General features: G+C 61.1%; 22 protein-coding genes. 11 read left to right on the top strand and 11 right to left on the bottom strand.

Annotated features, from left to right (window positions below):
• Positions 1 to 73 precede the first annotated feature (73 nt).
• From cysK to dut, 3 genes are all read right to left on the bottom strand, one after another.
• Positions 74 to 1,033, bottom strand: coding sequence for a cysteine synthase A (gene cysK / locus ACYQ54_RS18200; RefSeq protein ID WP_460085054.1), 960 nt, complete (start codon positions 1,031 to 1,033; stop codon positions 74 to 76).
• 144 nt (positions 1,034 to 1,177) lie between these two features.
• On the bottom strand, positions 1,178 to 1,834 hold the full coding sequence (locus ACYQ54_RS18195; RefSeq protein ID WP_460085052.1) for an HAD family hydrolase: 657 nt from the start codon (positions 1,832 to 1,834) through the stop codon (positions 1,178 to 1,180).
• Complete coding sequence (gene dut / locus ACYQ54_RS18190) at positions 1,834 to 2,283, bottom strand: dUTP diphosphatase (protein WP_460085049.1); 450 nt, start codon at positions 2,281 to 2,283, stop codon at positions 1,834 to 1,836. Before dut ends, ACYQ54_RS18195 begins: the two co-directional genes overlap by 1 nt.
• 175 nt (positions 2,284 to 2,458) lie before the next feature.
• Between dut and ACYQ54_RS18185 the strand changes: the two genes are divergently transcribed.
• The 3 genes from ACYQ54_RS18185 to ACYQ54_RS18175 all read left to right on the top strand — a co-directional run bounded on the left by ACYQ54_RS18185 (position 2,459) and on the right by ACYQ54_RS18175 (position 4,473).
• Positions 2,459 to 2,878, top strand: a complete 420-nt coding sequence (locus tag ACYQ54_RS18185; protein ID WP_460085046.1) for a hypothetical protein — start codon at positions 2,459 to 2,461, stop codon at positions 2,876 to 2,878.
• Between the two features lie 22 nt (positions 2,879 to 2,900).
• Entirely contained in the window at positions 2,901 to 3,482 is a 582-nt protein-coding gene (locus ACYQ54_RS18180; protein WP_460085044.1) for an OmpA family protein, read from the top strand.
• 202 nt (positions 3,483 to 3,684) lie between these two features.
• Positions 3,685 to 4,473, top strand: a complete 789-nt coding sequence (locus ACYQ54_RS18175) for a DODA-type extradiol aromatic ring-opening family dioxygenase (protein WP_460085042.1) — start codon at positions 3,685 to 3,687, stop codon at positions 4,471 to 4,473.
• Between the two features lie 62 nt (positions 4,474 to 4,535).
• Here the strand turns inward: ACYQ54_RS18175 and coaBC are convergent, their stop codons facing one another.
• Together coaBC and ACYQ54_RS18165 are read right to left on the bottom strand one after the other, a co-directional pair.
• Positions 4,536 to 5,762 (bottom strand): bifunctional phosphopantothenoylcysteine decarboxylase/phosphopantothenate--cysteine ligase CoaBC, encoded by a 1,227-nt coding sequence (gene coaBC / locus ACYQ54_RS18170; RefSeq protein WP_460085040.1) that lies wholly within the window; start codon positions 5,760 to 5,762, stop codon positions 4,536 to 4,538.
• Between the two features lie 308 nt (positions 5,763 to 6,070).
• The gene (locus ACYQ54_RS18165) at positions 6,071 to 7,294 is read right to left on the bottom strand and encodes a penicillin-binding protein activator (protein ID WP_460085037.1); all 1,224 of its coding nucleotides are present in this window, start codon (positions 7,292 to 7,294) and stop codon (positions 6,071 to 6,073) included.
• A gap of 189 nt (positions 7,295 to 7,483) precedes the next feature.
• On the opposite strand from ACYQ54_RS18165, the gene rsmI reads away from it, so the two are divergent.
• The 4 genes from rsmI to ACYQ54_RS18145 all read left to right on the top strand — a co-directional run bounded on the left by rsmI (position 7,484) and on the right by ACYQ54_RS18145 (position 10,576).
• Positions 7,484 to 8,398, top strand: a complete 915-nt coding sequence (gene rsmI / locus ACYQ54_RS18160) for a 16S rRNA (cytidine(1402)-2'-O)-methyltransferase (protein WP_460085035.1) — start codon at positions 7,484 to 7,486, stop codon at positions 8,396 to 8,398.
• The gene (locus ACYQ54_RS18155; protein WP_460085033.1) at positions 8,398 to 8,802 is read left to right on the top strand and encodes a YraN family protein; all 405 of its coding nucleotides are present in this window, start codon (positions 8,398 to 8,400) and stop codon (positions 8,800 to 8,802) included. The genes rsmI and ACYQ54_RS18155 overlap by 1 nt, the downstream gene beginning before the upstream one ends.
• Before the next feature lie 401 nt (positions 8,803 to 9,203).
• Positions 9,204 to 10,148 carry a glutathione synthase gene (gene gshB, locus ACYQ54_RS18150; protein WP_460085030.1) on the top strand — a complete coding sequence of 315 codons (945 nt, stop codon included), beginning with the start codon at positions 9,204 to 9,206 and terminating at the stop codon, positions 10,146 to 10,148.
• Positions 10,149 to 10,246: 98 nt separating this feature from the next.
• Entirely contained in the window at positions 10,247 to 10,576 is a 330-nt protein-coding gene (locus tag ACYQ54_RS18145) for an antibiotic biosynthesis monooxygenase (protein ID WP_460085027.1), read from the top strand.
• Positions 10,577 to 11,044: 468 nt separating this feature from the next.
• Here the strand turns inward: ACYQ54_RS18145 and hppD are convergent, their stop codons facing one another.
• A complete protein-coding gene (gene hppD, locus ACYQ54_RS18140) occupies positions 11,045 to 12,157 on the bottom strand; it encodes a 4-hydroxyphenylpyruvate dioxygenase (RefSeq protein ID WP_460085026.1) in 1,113 nt (370 codons plus the stop codon).
• A 127-nt stretch (positions 12,158 to 12,284) separates the two neighbouring features.
• Between hppD and ACYQ54_RS18135 the strand changes: the two genes are divergently transcribed.
• Complete coding sequence (locus tag ACYQ54_RS18135; RefSeq protein ID WP_460085023.1) at positions 12,285 to 12,752, top strand: Lrp/AsnC family transcriptional regulator; 468 nt, start codon at positions 12,285 to 12,287, stop codon at positions 12,750 to 12,752.
• Between the two features lie 4 nt (positions 12,753 to 12,756).
• On the opposite strand, the gene ACYQ54_RS18130 is transcribed toward ACYQ54_RS18135, so the two are convergent.
• Entirely contained in the window at positions 12,757 to 13,296 is a 540-nt protein-coding gene (locus tag ACYQ54_RS18130; protein WP_460085021.1) for a hypothetical protein, read from the bottom strand.
• 151 nt (positions 13,297 to 13,447) lie between these two features.
• On the opposite strand from ACYQ54_RS18130, the gene ACYQ54_RS18125 reads away from it, so the two are divergent.
• Entirely contained in the window at positions 13,448 to 14,191 is a 744-nt protein-coding gene (locus ACYQ54_RS18125; protein WP_460085018.1) for a tellurite resistance TerB family protein, read from the top strand.
• Between the two features lie 161 nt (positions 14,192 to 14,352).
• Here ACYQ54_RS18125 and ACYQ54_RS18120 read toward each other — a convergent pair whose 3' ends face one another.
• From ACYQ54_RS18120 to ACYQ54_RS18110, 3 genes are read right to left on the bottom strand one after another with little or no spacing between them, the layout of a single operon-like run.
• Entirely contained in the window at positions 14,353 to 15,420 is a 1,068-nt protein-coding gene (locus ACYQ54_RS18120) for a TRAP transporter substrate-binding protein (protein WP_460085016.1), read from the bottom strand.
• Positions 15,421 to 15,449: 29 nt separating this feature from the next.
• A complete protein-coding gene (locus ACYQ54_RS18115; protein ID WP_460085013.1) occupies positions 15,450 to 15,773 on the bottom strand; it encodes a 2Fe-2S iron-sulfur cluster-binding protein in 324 nt (107 codons plus the stop codon).
• A 51-nt stretch (positions 15,774 to 15,824) separates the two neighbouring features.
• The gene (locus ACYQ54_RS18110; RefSeq protein ID WP_460085010.1) at positions 15,825 to 17,000 is read right to left on the bottom strand and encodes a cytochrome P450; all 1,176 of its coding nucleotides are present in this window, start codon (positions 16,998 to 17,000) and stop codon (positions 15,825 to 15,827) included.
• Positions 17,001 to 17,148: 148 nt separating this feature from the next.
• Between ACYQ54_RS18110 and ACYQ54_RS18105 the strand changes: the two genes are divergently transcribed.
• Complete coding sequence (locus ACYQ54_RS18105; protein ID WP_460085007.1) at positions 17,149 to 18,087, top strand: LysR family transcriptional regulator; 939 nt, start codon at positions 17,149 to 17,151, stop codon at positions 18,085 to 18,087.
• Between the two features lie 21 nt (positions 18,088 to 18,108).
• Here ACYQ54_RS18105 and ACYQ54_RS18100 read toward each other — a convergent pair whose 3' ends face one another.
• Positions 18,109 to 19,212: a citrate synthase/methylcitrate synthase gene (locus tag ACYQ54_RS18100; protein WP_460085004.1), complete on the bottom strand. Its 1,104-nt coding sequence runs from the start codon at positions 19,210 to 19,212 to the stop codon at positions 18,109 to 18,111.
• 75 nt (positions 19,213 to 19,287) lie between these two features.
• Between ACYQ54_RS18100 and ACYQ54_RS18095 the strand changes: the two genes are divergently transcribed.
• A complete protein-coding gene (locus ACYQ54_RS18095) occupies positions 19,288 to 20,457 on the top strand; it encodes a citrate synthase (protein ID WP_460085002.1) in 1,170 nt (389 codons plus the stop codon).
• Positions 20,458 to 20,672 lie beyond the last annotated feature (215 nt).

Here is a 20,672-nt window from a genome sequence, read left to right as displayed (position 1 = left end):
TTTAAGAGTGTCAACTTAATTAGGCTAACAATCCAATAATACCTGCAGGCTGATATGGCCGTTAGAAACGGCCTCAGAGGCCTTCGAACAGCGCCGTGGAGAGGTAGCGTTCGGCAAAGGACGGGATGATCACCACGATGTTCTTGCCTTCCATACCTTCGCGCTGACCGACGCGGATGGCGGCCGTCAGCGCGGCACCGGAGGAAATGCCCACCGGCACGCCTTCCGTCTTGGCCACTTCGCGCGCCATGGCGAAGGCGTCTTCATTGGCGACCGTCTGGACTTCATCGTAGACGGAGGTGTCGAGCACGCCCGGCACGAAACCCGCGCCAATGCCCTGGATCTTGTGCGGCCCAGGCTCTCCGCCAGACAGGATCGGGCTGTCGGCCGGTTCCACGGCAACCACATGAAGACCCGGCTTGCGCTCTTTCAGCACCTGGGAAACACCGGTGATGGTGCCGCCGGTGCCGATGCCGGAGACGAACACGTCCACGCCGCCTTCGGTGTCGTTCCAGATTTCTTCCGCGGTGGTGTTGCGGTGGATTTCCGGGTTGGCGGCGTTTTCGAACTGCTGCGGCATCACCGCACCGTCGATTTCGCCGATCAGTTCCTCGGCACGGGCGATGGCGCCCTTCATGCCCTTCGGCCCTTCGGTCAGTTCCAGTTCCGCACCCAGGATCTTGAACATCTTGCGGCGCTCCACGGACATGGTTTCCGGCATCACCAGAATAAGCCGGTAGCCCTTGGCGGCGGCGACGAACGCCAGCGCAATGCCGGTGTTGCCGGAGGTCGGCTCAACAAGCGTGGTCTTGCCCGGCACGATCTGCCCGGCCTGCTCCATCGCCTCGATCATGGCAACGCCGATCCGGTCCTTGACGCTGGAAATCGGGTTGAAGAATTCAAGCTTCGCCAGGAGATTGCCCTTGACCCCGTGCGCCTTCGCCAGCCGGTCCAGCCGGACGATCGGTGTATCGCCGATGGTCTCGGTGATGGAGGAATAGATTTTTCCGCGACCACTGGTCTTGATCGTCATGGCAGGTCTCCCAGGTTGGCCGGATCTTCTTCCGCCGGCATCGTTCAACTATCGGAGCGATAAGATAGTACGGGTTCCGGCAAGTTATAAGGGGCCGAACGCGCCTTTCCGAACCTGCCGGTAAAACCTTTTTCCAGAAAAGCTTCAGCTCTTGGAAAAGAGCATGTCCGGCAGATCCGCCATTGCCTCGAACAGGATAGCCCCCGCGTCCTGCATCGCCTTGCGGTCGCAGGCCGGATCTTCGACAAAGGCATAAACGCGCATGCCGGCCGCCCGGGCCGCCAGAACGCCGGGCAGGCTGTCTTCGATCACCGTACAGGTTTCCGGTGCGTGGCCCATGGTGCGCGCCGCCAGCAGAAACACGTCCGGCGCAGGTTTGCCACGTTCGCAGTCCTGCGCGGAAAAGAGGCGTCCTTCCAGCCGGGGCAGCAGACCGGAGCTGCCCAGTGTCGTGCGCATCTTTTCGTATTTGCCGGAAGAGCCGACGCAATAGGGAACGCCGCAGCGGTCGAGGTCATCCAGCACACCGGCAACGCCTTCGATCGCCGGAACACCGGCCTTGAAGCTCTCCAGGTCGCGCAGCCGCACCTGGTCCGGCCAGTCGGCGGGCAGCACCTTGCCGGTCAGGTCCTCGATCATGGACTGGACATCTTCCAGTGTCCGGCCCATGAACCGGCGCTGGCAGTCCGGCCCGGTCATCGCAACGCCCAGTTCACTTATGATTGCGGCCATGTTGGCGTTGGCCATGCGCTCGGTGTCGACAAGCACGCCGTCGCAGTCGAAAATGACGAGATCCGACATCACGAACGGCCAGTGGAACCGAAGCCGCCGGCACCGCGCGCGGTCTCCGAAAGGTCTTCAACTTCGACGATATCGGCCTGCAGAACCGGTGCAATCACCATCTGGGCAATCCGGTCTCCGCGTGAAATCTCGAAGGGTTCCTCACCGAGATTGATCAGGATCACCTTCACCTCACCGCGGTAGTCGGCATCGATGGTGCCCGGTGTGTTCAAAACGGTCACGCCGTGTTTGGCGGCAAGACCGGAGCGTGGGCGAACCTGGGCCTCAAAGCCTGCAGGCAGAGCCATGGCGAGACCTGTCGGCACAAGAGCACGGGATCCGGGGGCAAGGGTTATCTTGCTGTCAACGGCGGCCACAAGATCAAGTCCGGCGGCCAGGTCCGACTGATAGGCGGGCAGTGGCAGATCGCGACCATGCTCCAGTCGCTTCAGTTCCAGGGTAACAGGCATCGAAAATGTCCGGCAGTGAGTGTTGCTGGCGAGTGACGATATTCGCCGGTCCCTGTCAAGGCTGGCGGGCGGACGCGAAACTTCGCATAAAAATCAGATATCTACTTGCAGTCACAATCGGCACCTGAAACACTCTAACGCATCGTAACTTGCCAGCGATTGGGAGATTGGCAACATGAGACGATTGATTTTTGCATTTACCACCGGGCTTATGCTGGTCGCTGCACCGGCAGCATTCGCACAGACGGTCGGCTATGCCGACGCCATCAAGATCCTGGCCGCAAGCTGCGGCAAGGACATCGACACCTACTGCAAATCTGCCACACTGGCCAACAATGGCATCACCCAGTGCCTTGATAAAAACCAGGCCAAGGTTTCCGAAAAATGCAACGCGGATCGTCTGACCGTCATTTCGCTCATCCAGGCGCGGCTGGCAGCCCAGGCGGAAGCACCCAAACTGTGCCAGCGTGATGCCGCGCAATACTGCAAGGGTGTCAAGGCCGGCGCCGGCCACCTTCTGCGCTGCCTGCTGAAGGCACAGCCTTCCGTCAGCGAAAAATGCAACACGGCCATTGACCTGGCCGGCTACCGCTAAACCGGCACCGGGAGATTATTTCATGAACAAGATGCTTCTGGCCGGTTTGTCGGCCGCCTTTCTTGCCGTGTCCGCCTCGGGCCTGGCCGCTCAGACCAAGCTGAGCCGCAACGAAATCATCAATTCCCTGCAAGGGGCCCAGCAGAAGGTCGACCTTACGGCCGATGAACTGCAGAAGGCAGCACTGGAAAATATCCAGAAATATCCGGGCGCAAACGCGCCCAACACGTTGCCGCTTGCTGATAAACTGGCATCGCTGCGCCAGTTCAACGTCGAAATCACCTTCGATTTCGACAGTGCTCGCATTCGCCCGGAATCCTACGAAACCGTTGGCCTGATCGCGGACGCGCTGCACACGCCTTATCTGCAGGGACAGACCTTCTTCATCGTCGGTCACACGGATGCCAAGGGCGCCCGTGAATACAATCTGGAACTGTCGCTGAAGCGGGCGCAGGCCGTGCGCGAAGCTTTGGTGACCACCTTCCGTGTTCCGGGTGACTATCTCTTTGCTGTCGGCCTGGGCGAGGAACAGTTGCGCGATCCCTCCAAACCGGATGCTGCCATCAATCGGCGGGTTCAGCTCATCAACCTGGGTTACAGGTAACCGGCCCTCACTGAGGCTTGGATAGCTGCCCGAACACGTGCATGTCGCTCCCGTAGGCGGAAGCGGCATGCCTGAACAGTTGAAACCGGAAGCGGGAATTGTTCAACTGTGTCGAACGAGCCTTCTTCCGTTTCTGGTCTAATCCTTCTGGCTGAATGGCTTATTTTCTCTGGTGGAAACAATTCTCCCGAGGAGTGGTCCCATGACGACTACGCCAAACAGCATTTCACCCGTCTTTTTCGCCCACGGCGCACCGACCCTGGCTCTGGAAGACACAGCCGCCAGCCGGTTCCTGAAGAGTTTTGCCGCAAACGAGCCGCGCCCGAAGGCGATCCTGATCCTGTCGGCGCATTGGGAAACCGATGGTTTAAAATTGTCGGCGCCCGGACCGCTGCGGACCTATCACGACTTCCGCGGCTTTCCGCTTCCGCTCTACGAGATCTCCTATCCGGCAAAGGCCGATGTGGATCACGTCGACGAAGCAGCCCGCCTTCTGGAGGCTGCCGGCTACGACGTGGAACTCGACAGTCACTGGGGTCTCGACCATGGTGCCTGGGTGCCGCTGTCGCTCGCCTACCCGGACGCGGATATTCCGGTGGTCGCCATGTCGCTGCCGCATGACAGCACCCCCGCCTCGGTCTATGCCCTTGGTCAGGTGCTTGCCCCACTCAAGGACAAGGGCGTGCTTCTGGCAGGCTCCGGCAGCACCACGCACAACCTGCGTGAGTTCGGGCCGCAGGGCTCCAAGACACCCGCCTGGGCTGCGGGTTTCGACGGTTGGCTCGATGCCGGACTGAAATCCGGCTCGATCGGATATTTTGACGATATCCAGAGCGCGCCGAATTTTCGCCGGAACCATCCAACGGACGAGCACTTGCTGCCGTTGTTCTTCGCCTTTGGCGCCGGCGGACCGGACGCAAAAGCCCAGCTTCTCCATAGAAGCTACGAATACGGCTCCATCAGCATGAGCTACTTTCGCTTCGCCGCCTGACAGACATCCACTGGCTGCCCCTGTACAGGCAGGGGCAATCATCGCGACCGGCTCAATCAGCTTCAGCCTTGGTTGAGTGCTTCGGCTGCGCGCGCAATGATGCGGCGGGCGACTTCACCCTTGTCCATTTCCGGCCAGTCCTCGACGCCGGTCCGGCTGACGACACGAATGGTGTTGGCGTCGCCGCCCATGATGCCGGTCTGCGGGCTGACGTCGTTGGCGATGATCCAGTCGGCCTTCTTGCGCTCCAGCTTGCCGCGGGCATTGTCGATCAGGTTTTGCGTCTCGGCGGCAAAGCCGATCAGCAACGTCGGCCGGAGGTCGGCATGATGGCCGACAGTTGCCAGAATGTCCGGGTTTTCCGTCAGTTCCAGCGCAGGCGGCTTGCCGCTGCCGTCCTTCTTGATCTTCTGGGTGCCCTCGCTGGCAACGCGCCAGTCGGCCACTGCGGCCGCCATGATGGCGATGTCCGCCGGCAGGTTGTCCTCCACCGCCTTCAGCATCGCGGAAGCGGATTCCACGTGGACCACATTGACGTTGGCCGGGTCCGGCAGGGTCACCGGGCCGGCCACAAGTGTCACGCGCGCTCCGGCCTCATAGGCGGCCCGGGCCAGCGCATGGCCCTGTTTACCGGAAGACCGGTTGGCGATGTAGCGGACAGGGTCGATCGGTTCGTGGGTGGGGCCTGAGGTGATCAGAACATGTTTACCGGCAAGCGGCAGACTGCCCGCCTTGATCGCCTCGTCCCGCAGCACGGCTTCTGCGGCGGCAACGATCTCCAGCGGTTCGCTCATCCGGCCGATGCCGGCTTCGCCTTTTTCCGCCATCTCGCCGGCAGCCGGGCCGCAAAAGGCAATGCCGCGCGCCTTGAGGATTGTCCGGTTGCGTTTCGTGGCCTCGTGTTGCCACATCTTCGGGTTCATGGCAGGGGCAATCAGCACGGGCTTGTCGGTTGCCAGCAGCACGGCGGTTGCCAGATCGTCAGCGATGCCGTGGGCCATCTTGGCCATCAGATCGGCGGTGCCGGGTGCAATCAGGATCAGGTCATGATCACGGGCCAGGCGGATATGGCCGACATCGTGCTCGGCCTGCCGGTCGAACAGGTCGGTGAAGACGGTCTCCGCGGCCAGCGCACCGGCGGCCAGCGGGGTGATGAACTCCTGCGCCCCCTTCGTCATCACCGGGATAACCCGGGCACCGCGATCCTTCAGCCTGCGGATCAGGTCAAGGGACTTGTAGGCGGCGATGCCGCCGCTGATGATCAGGACGATCTGTTTGCCGCTCAGCATCTTAACTCAGCACTCCTAGGGTGTGGCCCCATAAATGAGGATGAAATGGTTTGAGGCAGATTGGTCATCATCAAGGCGCGGAAGCGCAGGAAATGTGGCTCATTTTCGAGCTTTCGCAACGCTGAGGAGGACCAATCCGATCAAATCCGAAGGACATGAAAATGGCTTCACCGCGTGTCGTCAGCGTGCTTGACCGGGCAGAAAGCCCGCTCCGCGCACACTTCCTAACGCAGTTTCGCAATTTCTCATGCCATTTCGTCTTCATTTATGGGGCCACACCCTAGGTCTGTCGATGTCGGCGGTTGAGATCAGAATCCGGTGCGGAAATCCCGCGGCGCCGGAGAAATCACCTGTGTGCCCTGCCCGGTGATCTGGTAGACGGCAAGGCCCCGCTGGTTGAGGCCATTGGATTGGAAGCGGAACAATCCGTCAATGCCGATAAAGCCGTCACGGTTGGTAATGATGCTCTGCTGGAACCGCTGCTGTCCGGCAGACCGGATCAGGCCCGCGGCCAGCGTGACGCCGTCATAGACCAAGCTGGCGTTGCGCGGCGGCACGGAGCCGTATGTGCTCTGGTAGCGCTGGGCGAAAGCCAGGAAGCCCTTGTCCTCCGGCCCGGCAAACCAGGCGCCGGAGAGCACCGGGTTGTTCTTGATCTGGGGAGAGTCCCACTGTCCGGTTCCCAGCAGCTTCACATTGCCCAGATTGGCACCCTGGCTGACGAGGGTCTGCACGACGGTCGCCGGCACCCCGCCTCCGGCGGGAACGAACAGGGCGTCGGCATTGTTCAGCACCGATTTCAGCGCGGCTGCCTTGGCAACGAGGTCGGATGTATCCGAACCATTCATCGAATAGCGCTGGATCGACGCGATGCGTCCAGCACCGCGGCCGACTTCCTGGCGGAAGGCCGCCTCGACGATGGCGCCGTAGGAGCCTTCGGGGATCAGCGCCGTATAGGAATGTTTCTTCTGGCTGTTGGCATAGCCGACAACGCGTTTCACGTCACTTTCCGGCAGGAAGCTCAGCAGATAAACACCCCGGGTGGCGACGGACGTGTCGGTCGAAAACGCGATCACCGGAACGCCGGTTGCCCGCGCGGCCTGTGCGGCACCGGAAACCGCCGGCGAGAACACCGGGCCGAGGATCAGTTCCGCCCCTTCCGAAATGGCCGCCTGTGCTGCCGCGCGTCCACCTTCGGACGTCCCGCCGGTATCCTTCACCAGCAACTGCACATCCGCGCTCGGGAAGTTCTGCAGGGCCAGAGAAGCGGAATTCTTGAAAACCGTGCCGATGGAGGCATTGCCGCCGGAGCTTGCCAGCGGCAACAGCAGTCCGATGCGGACCCCGCCTGTGCCAATGATTTCGCCGGTCGGTTGCGGTTGGGCGCTGGGCTGGATCTGGTCACCCGGAAGCGAGCCGAGTGTGGACCCCATGCAGCCGCCCAGCAGCATCGTGCTGGCCCCAGCCAGCGCCGTTTTCAAGAAAACACGTCTGTGCTGTTGCACGATGTCGCCCCGTCTTGCACTTGCCATATTTGTTGGTTCACCCTTTGGGAAAGACTTACGTATTCGCTACAGGCCTGTAAAGATTTAGTGGCCTTTCAATGGCATATCGGCCGGATCAACGGTGGATTTGCCTTGCATCGGTTGTACTGAAAGGCTAGCGCAAGGGCGCAAACGGGACCGAAGCTGCACCTGGCAGCGGACAAGAGGGAAGGCGATATGGTCAAGGAAACAGCCGGGCCGGCTGCGGACAGGAACCGCTACAGCCTCTCCGAACATGTCTTCACCGCCCCCAACCTGGAACCCGCGCTCTATATCGTCTCCACGCCAATCGGCAATCTTGGTGATATAACCGTCAGGGCCCTGGAAACGCTTGCGGCGGCAAGCGTTATCGCTTGCGAGGATACGCGGGTCACGTCAACGCTGACCCAGCGGTTTTCACTGAAGACGCCGCTTCTTCCCTACCATGAGCACAATGCCGACAAGCAGCGGCCAAAGATCCTGGAAGCCCTGGCTGATGGCCGCGCCGTGGCGCTGGTATCCGACGCGGGAACGCCCCTGGTGTCCGATCCGGGTTACCGGCTGGTGCGTGATGTGGTCGCAGAAGGCCATAAAGTCATTCCGATCCCCGGCGCGTCTGCGCCGCTGGCCGGGCTGGTCGCGGCGGGTCTGCCAAGCGACACCGTGCTTTTCGCCGGTTTCCTGCCGCAAAAAGGCGGGCCGAAGATCCGGCGGCTGGAAGAGTTGGCCAAGGTGCCGTCGACGTTGATTTTCTTTGAATCGCCCCACCGAACCGCCGCCACGCTGGCACTCATGGCAGACCATTTGGGCCCCGGGCGCGAAGCCGTGGTCGCACGTGAGCTGACCAAGCGTTTTGAGACCTTCGAGCGGGGCACGCTGGAAGATCTGAGCGCTCGCTTCGAGGGCCATCAGGTCAAGGGTGAAATCGTCATTCTGGTTGGCCCACCGGAGGACAAGCCCGAGGCCGAGGCGGACGATCTGGACACCCTGCTGAGCGAAGCGCTTGCCGAGATGCCGGTCAGCGCCGCAGCCAAGAAGATCTCCAAGGCAACGGGGCTCGACCGCAACGAGGTCTATAAACGCGCGCTGGAACTGAAGGCGGACGGCACCTGATGGCACGCCGCCCAGACGGCAGCAAACGGCAGCCTGCGGAGACCGATCGCCGCCGCCGGGCCCACGCATTGGGCCTTTCTGCCGAAACCCTTGCCGCCTGGTACCTGCGCCTCACCGGCTGGCGCATTCTCAAACGCCGCTACAAGACCAGGGCCGGAGAGATCGACCTCATCGCCAAGCGGCGCAAGACGGTTGCCTTCATCGAGGTCAAGGCCCGGAAGTCACGGCAGGCCGCGCTGGAAGCCGTCACGCCCGCCAGCCAGAAACGTATCTCCCGTGCAGCGAAGATCTTCGTCGCGGAGCACCCCAAGGCGGGGTTCTTCACCCTGCGCTTCGACGTCATCGTCGTCCGGCCCCGCGCCTTGCCAGAGCGCATCGTGAATGCGTTTCAGGCCTGGGAGTAGTCCGGTGCGTTGGTCTGTCGCCTGCGACCGGGAAGATGGCGCGGCTATCGCATCCGAGCAACATCCGCATTGGCGTCACCCCGGACAAGCGCAGCGCAGATCCGGGGCCTACTCGCTGCCCCGCTTACTCTCGGCGGTGTCACTGTTCCGATCATTTGCTGCACCTTGCGAGCCCTCTGGAAATGAGTAGGCCCCGGGTCTCCCTTCGGTCGCCCGGGGTGACACCGAGTTTGGCTGAGAGACTTCACCATATGCGACTGCCCGGGGAATGACGGCGAAACGAACTCAGATCCTTCTGTGCTCCCCCTCTGGACAAAGCCGACCTCGCACCGCATATCTGGACCAATCGTTCTGAAAATCCCAAAGGCGCTGAAGCGGCGCCGCCCGCCGGGAGTTGCCTCATGGCTTTGAAAGTTGCGGTCCAGATGGACCATGTTTCGTCCATCAACATTGCCGGCGACAGCGCCTTCGCGATGATGCTGGAAGCGCAGTCTCGCGGACATGAACTCTATCACTACACGCCTGACCGCCTGGCGATGCGCGGCGACGAGGTGTTCTGCTCGCTGGAGCCGATCAAGGTGCGTGATGTGAAGGGGGATCACTTCACGCTTGGCGAAAAGCGCCGTTTCAACATGCGCGAGATGGACGTGGTGTTGATGCGCCAGGACCCGCCGTTCGATCTCTCCTACATTGCCGCGACCCACATCCTGGAAAAGATCCATCCCGACACGCTGGTGGTCAACGATCCGGCAGCCGTGCGCAACGCGCCGGAAAAGCTGTTCGTGACCGAATTCGCAGACCTGATGCCGCCGACCCTGATCACCAAGGACAAGTCGGAAATCGATCTGTTTCGCAAGGAGTATGGCGATATCGTCATGAAGCCGCTGTTCGGCCATGGCGGCGCGGCGGTCTTCCGCATCACGCAGGACGATCTCAACTACGGCTCGCTGTATGACTTCTTTGCCGCAACATTCCGCGAGCCCTGGGTCATCCAGCAGTTCCTGCCCAACGTGAAACACGGCGACAAGCGCATTCTTCTTGTCGATGGCCAGTTCGCCGGCGCAGTCAACCGTGTTCCGGCCGCCGGCGACCTGCGCTCCAACATGGTGCGCGGTGGTGCGCCGACCGACAGTGAACTGACCGAGCGCGAACGCGAAATCTGCGCCCGTCTCGGGCCGTCGCTGAAAGAAAAGGGACTGATCCTGGTCGGGATTGACGTCATCGACGGCAACCTGACGGAAATCAACGTCACCGCCCCCACCGGCATCCGCGCCATCCGCAATCTCGGCGGACCGGACGTGGCTGGCATGGTCTGGGACGTGCTGGAAGCGAAGGTGAAGGGTTGAGCAGCCCTTCCCGCCAGCCTGTCTGATTATCCGCTTGACCTCAATTTAAGTTGAGGTTGTAGAGCTTTTTCTCCTTTCAGATCCCAAGGAGAAAAAGCATGAAATCGGACACGGAATCGCGGCCTATCTACCGCGTTGACCGCTTTGAAGTGCCACTCGAGGCGCGGGACGTTCTTCTGGAACGGCTCAATGTCATTCGCGGCCTCCTGCAGAACATTGAGGGCTGTCGCCAGAACCTCGTGCTTGAACAGCCCTCCGGCAAGGGGACGGCAACATTCGTCACCTTTGTCGAATGGCAGAACGAAGAGGTTTTTCTGGAGGCAAAGGCCCGGATTGCCGAAGAATACCGCAAGGTGGCGTTCGACCCGCAGGCCTTCCTGCAGCAAATCGGCGCAAAGGCCGTGATGAGCAACATGACGGCGGTTTGACGGGCCAGGGGCACCAAAAAGATGACCTGCGGGCGGAACGCCGCCCATTGACTGCGTTCAGGCAAAAAAAACCTCCGCATGGGGGTGCGGAGGTATAAAGAGTTTGTGCTTAGACAATGCAACAGAGGGCCTACTCGGCAGCCTCTGTATGTAAAACCCCTTCCGGATGGAATCGTTCCTTGGAAAGGCGGATTTTGCTTGAATATTTTTGGCGCCACTACCTCAGGCTGTCATTATCATGTTGAAATGACATATTTAATCCGGCCCGGAACGCACAAATTTTTTTTTGAATCCTTCAGGGACATGCCACCCAAACAGCAGTTATCGCTCCGAACAACACAAAAAGCGGTGAGACCTGAACCGGGTCCGGCTTTGCTGCCTCAATGAAGCAGGCAGGGGCTGAGCGCGCATGATAAAGGCCGCTTTCCCGTGGGAAGGCGGCCTTTCCGAAGCAACCTGCAAGTGGGATTATTCGGCAGCTTCAGTCTTGATGACACCGCGGCGGATCTGGTCTTCCTCGATGGATTCGAACAGGGCGCGGAAATTACCCTCGCCGAATCCCTCGTCACCCTTGCGCTGGATGAACTCGAAGAAGATCGGACCGATCACGGTCTTGGAGAAAATCTGCAGCAGGATCTTGGTCATGCCGCCTTCGATGACACCTTCGCCGTCGATCAGGATGCCGTGACGTTTCATCCGCTCGATCGGCTCATCATGGCCGTTCACCCGGTCGTGGGACATTTCGTAGTAGGTTTCCGGTGGACCGGGCATGAATTTCAGGCCGTTGTCCGCCAGAAGATCCGTGCTCTCGTAGATGTTGTCGGTGCCGACCGCGATGTGCTGGATGCCCTCGCCGTTGTACTTCTTCAGATATTCCTCGATCTGGCTGGTGTCGTCCTTGGACTCGTTCAGCGGGATGCGGATCTTGCCGCAGGGGCTGGTGATCGCACGGCTGACGAGGCCGGTGATCCGGCCGTCGATGTCGAAGAAATGGATCTGCTTGAAGTTGAACAGGTCGCGGTAGAAATCCCACCACTTGTCCATGTTGCCGCGATAGACGTTATGGGTCAGGTGGTCGAGATAGTAGAAACCGACACCCTGTGGCTTCGGATCGAACTCGCCCAGCCAGTTGAACTCCTTCGAATAGGCGGAGCCCTTCGTTCCATAGGTGTCGATGAAATAGAGCAGCGAGCCGCCGATGCCGACAATCGCAGGAACATCCAGGGTCTTGTCGGCGCCTTCATAGGGGGTGGCGCCTTTGGCAACCGCATGGTCGAACGCCTTTTGCGCATCGACGACGCGCCAGGCCATGGCCGGCGCGCACGGGCCGTGCGTGTCGACAAACGTCATGCCGAAGCTGCCCGGTTCTGCGTTCAACACATAAGTGACGTCGCCCTGGCGGTAGAGCGTGATGTTCTTGGTCTTGTGCTTGGCGACCGGGAGGTAACCCATCTTGCGAAACAGTTCGTCCAGCTTTTCCGGTTCCGGATGGGCGAATTCGACAAATTCGAAGCCGTCGGTACCGGCTGGATTTTCAGACGTGATCTGTGCGGGTGGCGCGTCGTGCGGGAACGGTCCCATGGTTGTCCTCCTCGGTGTGATGGGTCATTGCAGACAGAATGCCGCGACGCACGCGCAGTGTGTGTGCAATCCACGTGTTTTCGCGTAAGATGATGCACGAAACATGTAAGATATGTGGGAGAGCCGCATGACGATTGCGCTGGATAGCTTTGATGTGAAGCTGCTTGCCGCCCTGCAGGACAACGCCGCGCTGACCAACGCGGAGCTGGGAGAGGTGATCGGCCTGTCCGCAAGTCAGGTGTCCAGACGGCGGCAGAAGCTGGAGGAGGCGGGCATCATCCGCCGCTACCGGGCAGCGCTGGACCCGGAAGCCCTCGGATTGATGGTCACGGCCTATGTCGGTGTGACGCTTGGCGCACATTCGAAGGAAAACGCCCGCAAGTTTCGCAACATGGTGAAAGCCATGCCGGAAGTGCAGGAAGCTCACACGCTGACAGGGGATGTCGATTACATGCTGAAAATCGTGGTGCCGGACCTGAAGGCCCTCAGCCACATCATCAACGACGAGTTACTGCCTCAGGAGGCGGTCCACCATGTGCGCTCGTCAATCGCCATGGAAACACTGAAGGATGACAATCTGTTGCCGCTGAAATAACGGCTCAAAGCCCCAGCCAGCCCAGGAGGTCGGTCCAGAAATCCTTGCGCAGGCCCTTGAGGTCCGGTGCCGCGTTGCCATAGGGGTCCGCAAGGCAGACATCGGAAAATCCGGTCTTGGCGGATAACAGACAGCGGGCCGGTTCACAGGTGATCGTGTCGGACAGATAGATGCGCTTTCCCGCAAAGGTCTTGAACGCGAGTTCCGGTTTGTCCTTCCGTGTTCCGGTGGTGAAGACATAGGTCGGAAACTCGTTGCCGCGTGGTTGGCCCCTGTCCTGGATGGCATGGATGTAGAGCAGGCTTCCGGGCGCGTCTTCGCGCGAACACCCCTTGATGTTGAAGGCATAAAGGTTGCCGGTCGTGCTTTCGCCGGCATCGGCAAGCGTGCGCGAATAGGCTTTCAGCAGGTCGTCCTGCCAGATCTTGCGGTAGGTGTCGGCCTCGTCGTTCAGCGACAGGGCGTGCGCAGTCCCGCTCCCCAGTGTCCCGGCGATGAGGCAGCATCGAAGGGAAAGTCTGCGGATTGATGTGAGGAAGTTCAAGATTGTCCTCGTTGTTGCGGGGAAGGCAAGCATTTCGGATTGGAGAAGTGTGACGGAGTGTAACGCAAACTTGCGTCCCTTGCAGAAAATCCCATTTGATAGTGCGGATAAGATTTAAGCCGCTCCAGGCGGCAATTTTAAGGAGCCGAACATGTTTGACGCAAAATCCTTGCTGGATCAGTTCCTGGGCACCCAGGGCGGTGGTCAATCCGGCCAGCGGGGCGCCGCCAGGAAAGGCGGGTCAGGTGACCTGCTGTCCCAGGGCAAGGATTTTCTGTCATCCCAGGGTGGCGGGCTGGCGCTCGGCAGCCTTGCAGGTCTCATGCTCGGCAGCAAGAGCGGCCGCAAACTGGGCAAAAAAGCCGTCACCTATGGTGGCCTCGCCCTGGTCGCCGGTCTTGCCTACAAGGCCTACCAAGGCCACAGGGCCAATCAGCAGAACGCCCCGCGCCCGCATTATCCGGCCGACGATCCGATCCCTGTGGAAGCCCCGCGCGGCACGGCCTTCGATCCGTGTGAGCATCCGGGTGGCGAACATCAGGCGGCCGTGGCGCTGCTGACGGCGATGATCTCGGCTGCAAAGGCCGACGGTCATATCGACCGCGACGAACAGGACCGGATTTTCGACAAGATCGACGAGGCGGGGCTGGACAGCGAGGCGAAGGCGTTCCTGATGGACGAACTGCGCTCGCCACTCGACCTGGACAAGGTGGTGGCAAGCGCGACTTGTCAGGAAACCGCGGCTGAGATCTATGCCGCATCGCGCCTTGCCATCGATCCCGATCATCCGGCGGAAAAGGCTTATCTGCAGATGCTTGCGGCCCGGCTTGGTCTGGAAGACGGCCTCGTTCAGGAAATCGAATACGCCGTTCGCGAAGCCCAGTTGGCGGGATAACCGGCAACAGGGGGTGAACAAAAATCGGGCGTCCTGTGACAACAGTTCACAGGACGCCCTGAATAACCGGCACATGCCGCGCGGCCGTCTATAAGGCAAGCCGCGACGGGAGTCTTGAGACACACAGCCCTGTGGGGGAGCCGCGCACCACCCCGGGCCGGCTATTTTCCGGTGTTCTCCTCGATCAGTTCGACGGCACGATTGTACAGGCCTGTGCCGTCCAAGCCCTTCTCGTCCATTTCGGCAATCCATTTTTCAATGGTCGGGGCCGAGGCTTCCTTCCAGCGGGCGACTTCTTCCGGGGAAAGTTCGATGATTGTCGCGCCCTTCTCGATTGCCTCGTCGCGGGGCTTGGCGTCATCCCGTTGCATCTGCCCGCCGGCAAATCCGGAAAGTTCAAGACCGGAGTTCTTGTCGATGATCGCTTTCAGATCGTCGGGAAGTCCGTCGTAGACAGCCTGGTTCATGCCCAGCACGAAGGCTGCCGTGTAAAGCGCGTCATCACCGAAGTCGGTGTGATTGCTGACGAGCTCGTTGATCTTGAGCGAGCCGGTGACTTCCCACGGCACCACGGTGGCGTCGATAACGCCTTTGGACAGCGCCTCGGGAACCGCCGGCACGGGCATGCCGACAGGGGTCGCCCCCAGCGAGCTGAACATCTCGTTGGTCACCCGTGTCGGTGCCCGCAGTTTCACGCCGTTCAGGTCATCGAGCGAATCGATCGGTTCCTTGGAATGGATCAGTCCTGGCCCATGCACCCAGAGACCCAGAACTTTCATGTCCTTGAAGTCCTGGTCCAGCATTGTCTCTTCGGCAAGCTGCCAGAAGGCACGCGAAACGGCTTCGGCATTTGTCATGATGAAGGGCAGTTCGAAGACTTCGGTCCTCGGAAACCGTCCGGGTGTGTAGCCGGGCAACGTCCAGACGATGTCCGCCACGCCGTCGATGGCCTGATCGACCAGTTCCGGTGGCTTGCCGCCAAGCTGCATTGCCGGGAAATGCTGGAACTCGATCCGGCCTCCCGATTCTTCCTCGATCCGCGCCATCCATGGTTCAAGGATATTCTTCGGCACGCTGGCCTGTGCCGGCAGCATCTGGTGCAGCCGCAGCGTGACCTCTGCCGCCGCGGCCGGTCCTGCAGTGAATGTCAGCGAGAGCGTCGCTGCAGCGAGTGCCCCCATGGTGACCGCTCCTGCGGCCATTGACCTTATGGTCCTGTAATTCGACATGATTTCCTCCCTTAATCGAAATCGTTCCCTCAGGCCTGCTCGTCCGGCAGGTGCACCACCAGGCCGTCAAGGGCACTGGTCAGCCTGATCTGGCAGGACAAACGGGATGTTTCGCGCAAGTCGGCCGCTGCACATTCCAGCATGACGTCCTCGTCTTCGGTGCGTTCGCCCGTCTTGTCGCTCCAGTCCTCGTCCACGTAGCAATGGCAGGTGGCGCACATCATGGCGCCGCCGCATTCGGCAAAAATGCCGTCGACCCCGTGGCTGACGGCCGTTTCCATGACGCTTGCCCCTTCGTTGGCATCTATGGTTGTCCGGCTGCCGTTCGGCTGGACGAAGGTGATCTGCACCATGCGGTTCTCCCTTTCGGCCGGCTCTGGCCGGGCCCGGTTGGTTTCTTTCTGTCAGGTCAGTTTGACGGGCAGGTTCAAGGGGCCGCGGAAGCCGAAGCCGCTCCAGATCACGTCTTCGGGTTTGTCCAGCGTCATGCCGGGAAACCGCTCGAACAGCATCGGCAGCATGATCTCCCCGACGGTCCGCCGCGAGATATGGGCCCCGGCACAATGATGTGGTCCGCTGCCGAAGGCCTGGTGCGGGGCTTTCTTTCGAAAGACGTTGAAGGCCTCGCCATCCTCGTAAAGATCCTCGTCGCGGTTGGCCGAGGCCTGGATGGTCATCAAGGTCACACCCTCGGGAATGTCGATGCCGTCGATCTCGAGATCCCGCGTTGCCCGGCGGGAGGACGCCTGGATCGGCGCGACCCAGCGAACACCTTCTTCGAACGCATCCGCCCAGGCATCCTGCCGCTTCACTTCCTCAAGCTGGTCCGGATTGGTCAGCAGTCCATAGATGATGGTTGCCAGCGCATCGCGCGGTTCATTGATCCCGCCGCCGATGGCAATCTTGATGTTGGCGTAAATCTGGCTTTTGGGGATCGGGTCCTTGGCGTTCAGCATGACGGAGAAGGCGGAATTGTTGGGTTCTGCCGTATGCCGGGCAATCAGACTGTCGAACATGGCGTCCATTTCGGCATTGGCCGCATCCGACCGGGCGAACGGTTCGTCCGCGAAGCCGAAGTTGCCGGCGCCGTCGATCAGCACCTGCGACCAGCGCTGCATATCGGCGTCGCTGACTTCGTCGAGGCCCAGAATGTGCGCCAGGATCCGCGCCGCCACCGGTCCGCACAGGTCGGTGAACAGGTCGACTGTTTCGCCTTTTGGCAACCGGTCGAGATAGTCAGCGGCAATCTTGCGATACAGGTCGGCCCAATCGGTCTTGATGACCTTGGGCGAGAAGGCCGGCTGCATGGCCATGCGCTCGCGCCGGTGTTCCTCGCCGTCCTTGCGCATCAGGGTGTGGGCAAGAAAGGCGCGCCGCATCGGCGTGACAGGGTCGTCCGAACTGTAGAGTTCGGGGTCGTCCTTCACCATCTTGGTGTGTTTCGCCTTGGTCAGAAAGATCCGGTTTGCCGCCGGAACCTGAACGATCGGCGTTTCGGCCCGCATCCGCTTGTAGATCGGATAGGGGTCGCGCGTCAGGTCCGCAAGCGTCAGCGTTTCGTCGACAGGTGCGACCGCCATCTGCCATCTCCTCCCAAATCCGGCAACTGCGCCAAGTTAATCGGTCGACTTTAAATCAAGCAATACGATTGACTTTATAGTTGCCATCGAATTTTTTGATTTTACCAAGCGCAACACGCGTCATTGCCGGATTCGGGAGGAGCTGTAGGTGCCGGGCGATCCGTTGGAAGTCGATTTTCGGGCATTGCAGGTTCTGGTCTGGGTCCACCAGCTCCGCTCTTTCACGCGTGCAGCGGAAGAGCTTGGAGTCAACCAGTCGGCTGTCAGCTACACCATCAACAAGCTGCGGGACGTGTTTCAGGATCCCTTGTTCGTTCGTCAGGCCCGGCGATTGCACCCGACGCAGCGCTGCGAGGATATCGTCCACCAGGCCAAACGGCTGACCGCGGAATTCCGGCAACTGGCGGCCCCGCCCGATTTTGATCCGCAAACGGCCTCGCAAACGTTCACCATCGCCTGCAATTTCTATGAGCGCGTGCTGATCATCCCGGAGATCGTCCATTTTCTCAAACGCGAAGCTCCGAACCTGGATCTGGAGATCATTGATGCATCGGGCATAGGTCACGAGCGCCTTTTGCGTAACGAGGCGGATCTTCTGATTGGCCCGTTCGAACGGTCGGACCCTCATTTCTACAGGCGTGATCTTTACCAGGACCGCTACGTCTGCCTGCTCGACCCCGAGCACCCGAAGGCCGGATCAGTGTTGACCCTGGAGGATTTTCTGGAGCTCGATCATGTGCTCGTCACCTATGGTGGTCAGTGGCGGTCGCGCTACATCATCGAGCTTGAGCGTATGAACAGGGACCTGAAAGTCGCCCTTCGCGTGCCGAGCCCGGCAGGACTGGAGCGGCTGGTGTCTGGATCGAACCTCGTCGCCACAGTGCCCGAACGGCTGTCCAGGTCCGTTGCGGAGGGACTTCGGGTGGTGCCCTGCCCGGTTCAGACGTCGGTGACGATCAGCCTGGTCTGGACCACGCTCAATCATCGCGCACCGCTGCACATGTGGGTGCGAGAGATGGTCTACCGACTGAATACAAAATCCCGGAAGACGGACGATCCGCCTTCCGGGCATGGCGCTTTTCAGTGAAAGATACTCTACCGGTCTCGATCAGGCGGGCATCGGCCCGACATAATGCGACGACGGCCGGATCAGCTTGCCGGTTTCCTGCTGTTCCAGAACATGGGCGCACCAACCCGGTGTCCGGCCAACGGCAAAGAGCGGCGTGAACAAGGTCCGGTCGATCCCGATCGCATCCAGCAAGACAGCGGTGTAGAACTCCACGTTCGTCTCCAGCGGACGGTCAGGCTTGGCGGCTTTCAGGGCTGCAAGCGCCGCCTGTTCGATCTCTTCGGCCAGACGGACCTTCGGATTATCGGATCCGAGCAGCCGCAGCCCCGCCTTCAGCACATCCGCACGCGGATCCCGTGTCCTGTAGATCCGGTGGCCGAACCCCATCAGCCGCTCCTTGCGTGCCAGCGCATCGCCGATCCAGGCAGCGGCATTCTCAGGGCTGCCGATGGCATCGATCATGTCCAGAACGGGGCCCGGAGCACCGCCATGCAGCGGTCCGCTGAGCGCACCCATTGCGCCAAGCACGGCCTGCTTCAGGTTTGCCTGGGTCGAACCGATGACACGGGCCGTGAAGGTGGATGCGTTCAAGCCGTGGTCCAGGATGGTCACCAGGTAGCGGTTCAGCGCGGCGGCATGGCCCGCAGGCGGCAATTCTCCGCTCAGCATGCGCAAGAGGTCGGTTGCGGTTTCCAGTGTGCTGTCCGGGGCAACCGGGGCCTGGCCATTTGCAATGCGGTGAGACGCCGCCAGGAACACGGGCAATGCACCGGCTATGGCGATCGCCTCGGGACGGCCGGTCGACAGTGGCAAGGCAGCCAGGCCAAGCTGCATGCGTTCATAGACGGTGAGGCTGGACGGGGCGGCTTCAAGAACCGGCATGACCGCAAAGGCTGCCCGCCGCGCCTCGCCGAATGCCTCGCGCAGGCAAGTGGCTTCAGGCAGGTCGAAGTCCTGCCACAGGTGGCGGACCGCTTCCTCGAAACTCAGGTGTCCGGCCAGGTCCTCGATATGACGTCCGTAAAGGATCAGGACGCCCTTCTGGCCGTCGACATGGCTGAGCATTGTGGTGGCGGCAACGACGCCCTCCAAACCGGCAATCGGGTCCGGTGTCATCCGGGCGGGGTTCGGCGCTTCGGTCATGGCTATCTCCTTTTCTATGCCGCCAGATAGAAAGAACTGATTGCATTGATCAATGTTGATAATTAAAATCAATATATGACCAAGACGATCTATCTGTCTGCCCGAGAAGCCGCCGCGGAACTCGGCGTGCAGCCGGCCACGCTCTACGCCTATGTCAGCCGCGGGCTGATCGCCTCCGTTGCCGGCCCGGGCAAACAGCGCCGCTATGACGCGGTCGATGTGCGCCGCCTGAAGGGCCGCAAGGCCGCGGATGATTATTCCGGTGCGAGGCCCCTGACCGGCGACCCGGTGCTGGAAACCGAATTGACGCTGATTTCGGAGGCCGGGCCGGTTTATCGCGGCCGGCCGGCGGTCGATCTGGCACAAACTTCCACGCTGGAAACTGTTGCGACCCTGCTCTGGGCGTCGCAGGAGGATCCATTTGCCGAAAGCGCGCCGCTGCCGCCACCGGACCTGCCGGATGGGCTGGCGCCATTGGACCGGCTGATGGTCGCGCTTGCCGCCTGGCCATTGCAGGACAAGGCAGCCTACACCCAGGCGCCCAAGCTTCTTCAGGTGAAAGGCGCTGCCTTGCTGCGCTATTCGGTTGCCGCCCTGCTCAACGCCGATCCGGTCGACGTGCCGATCCATACGCAGATTGCCAATGCCTACGGCGTATCCTCCTCGGCAAAAAACGTCATCAGGGCGGCGCTGATCCTGTGCGCCGACCATGAGCTTAACACCAGTGCTTTCGCCACCCGCTGCGCCGCATCCACCCGTGCGCCGCTTCACGCGGCACTGATTTCCGGACTGGGAGCCTTTGCCGGCCCGCGTCACGGCGCGGCATCCGACCGGGCAACGGCCTGGCTGTCCGATATCGGACCGGAGACCGACATCGAGACGATGCTGGCAGACCGGCTGAGCAGGGGGGAACCCCTGCCCGGCTTCGGCCACTCGATCTATCGCGGGCCGGACCCGCGCGCCGAATGTCTGCTCGATGTCCTCTATCGCAGCGAGCCGGCACATCCATTTGTCCAGCGCCTGCCGGGCCTGATAACGGTGGCGCGGGATCTGTTCGGCGAAGCGCCGAACATCGATCTTGCGCTGGCCGCCACCCAGAAGACCTATGGCCTGCCGAAGGACGCCGGCAAGATCATCTTCTGCGCTGCCCGCATGACCGGCTGGATTGCCCATGCGCTGGAACAATACGCCGCGCCGGAACAGATCCGCCCTCGGGCCGCCTACGTCGGCGAGCGCCCGGAATAAGCCCGGTCGTTGAGCGAAAAGGCGTTTCCGGCGGGCTGGTCATCTTGAAACGACGCCAGCTTGCGACTAGGTAAGGCGAGCGCCTCAAGAGGTGCGACCCATGGAGATTGGATGTCAGAGATTGCGTGAGCAGGCTCTCTGAAGATCAGAGAGCCTTGAATACATGAACCGGTGCCTTCACGGGCGCCCGATGACGTGTGTTTAATTCACGAGAC

This window comes from Roseibium sp. LAB1 (assembly GCF_054658235.1).
This window is presented reverse-complemented; position numbering and strand designations above follow the sequence as displayed.

Coding starts and splice junctions, on each gene's coding strand:
- cysK (WP_460085054.1), bottom strand. CDS start 1,033: ATGACGATCAAGACCAGTGGTCGCGGAAAAATCTATTCCTCCATCACC.
- ACYQ54_RS18195 (WP_460085052.1), bottom strand. CDS start 1,834: ATGTCGGATCTCGTCATTTTCGACTGCGACGGCGTGCTTGTCGACACC.
- dut (WP_460085049.1), bottom strand. CDS start 2,283: ATGCCTGTTACCCTGGAACTGAAGCGACTGGAGCATGGTCGCGATCTG.
- ACYQ54_RS18185 (WP_460085046.1), top strand. CDS start 2,459: ATGAGACGATTGATTTTTGCATTTACCACCGGGCTTATGCTGGTCGCT.
- ACYQ54_RS18180 (WP_460085044.1), top strand. CDS start 2,901: ATGAACAAGATGCTTCTGGCCGGTTTGTCGGCCGCCTTTCTTGCCGTG.
- ACYQ54_RS18175 (WP_460085042.1), top strand. CDS start 3,685: ATGACGACTACGCCAAACAGCATTTCACCCGTCTTTTTCGCCCACGGC.
- coaBC (WP_460085040.1), bottom strand. CDS start 5,762: ATGCTGAGCGGCAAACAGATCGTCCTGATCATCAGCGGCGGCATCGCC.
- ACYQ54_RS18165 (WP_460085037.1), bottom strand. CDS start 7,294: ATGGCAAGTGCAAGACGGGGCGACATCGTGCAACAGCACAGACGTGTT.
- rsmI (WP_460085035.1), top strand. CDS start 7,484: ATGGTCAAGGAAACAGCCGGGCCGGCTGCGGACAGGAACCGCTACAGC.
- ACYQ54_RS18155 (WP_460085033.1), top strand. CDS start 8,398: ATGGCACGCCGCCCAGACGGCAGCAAACGGCAGCCTGCGGAGACCGAT.
- gshB (WP_460085030.1), top strand. CDS start 9,204: ATGGCTTTGAAAGTTGCGGTCCAGATGGACCATGTTTCGTCCATCAAC.
- ACYQ54_RS18145 (WP_460085027.1), top strand. CDS start 10,247: ATGAAATCGGACACGGAATCGCGGCCTATCTACCGCGTTGACCGCTTT.
- hppD (WP_460085026.1), bottom strand. CDS start 12,157: ATGGGACCGTTCCCGCACGACGCGCCACCCGCACAGATCACGTCTGAA.
- ACYQ54_RS18135 (WP_460085023.1), top strand. CDS start 12,285: ATGACGATTGCGCTGGATAGCTTTGATGTGAAGCTGCTTGCCGCCCTG.
- ACYQ54_RS18125 (WP_460085018.1), top strand. CDS start 13,448: ATGTTTGACGCAAAATCCTTGCTGGATCAGTTCCTGGGCACCCAGGGC.
- ACYQ54_RS18120 (WP_460085016.1), bottom strand. CDS start 15,420: ATGTCGAATTACAGGACCATAAGGTCAATGGCCGCAGGAGCGGTCACC.
- ACYQ54_RS18115 (WP_460085013.1), bottom strand. CDS start 15,773: ATGGTGCAGATCACCTTCGTCCAGCCGAACGGCAGCCGGACAACCATA.
- ACYQ54_RS18110 (WP_460085010.1), bottom strand. CDS start 17,000: ATGGCGGTCGCACCTGTCGACGAAACGCTGACGCTTGCGGACCTGACG.
- ACYQ54_RS18100 (WP_460085004.1), bottom strand. CDS start 19,212: ATGACCGAAGCGCCGAACCCCGCCCGGATGACACCGGACCCGATTGCC.
- ACYQ54_RS18095 (WP_460085002.1), top strand. CDS start 19,288: ATGACCAAGACGATCTATCTGTCTGCCCGAGAAGCCGCCGCGGAACTC.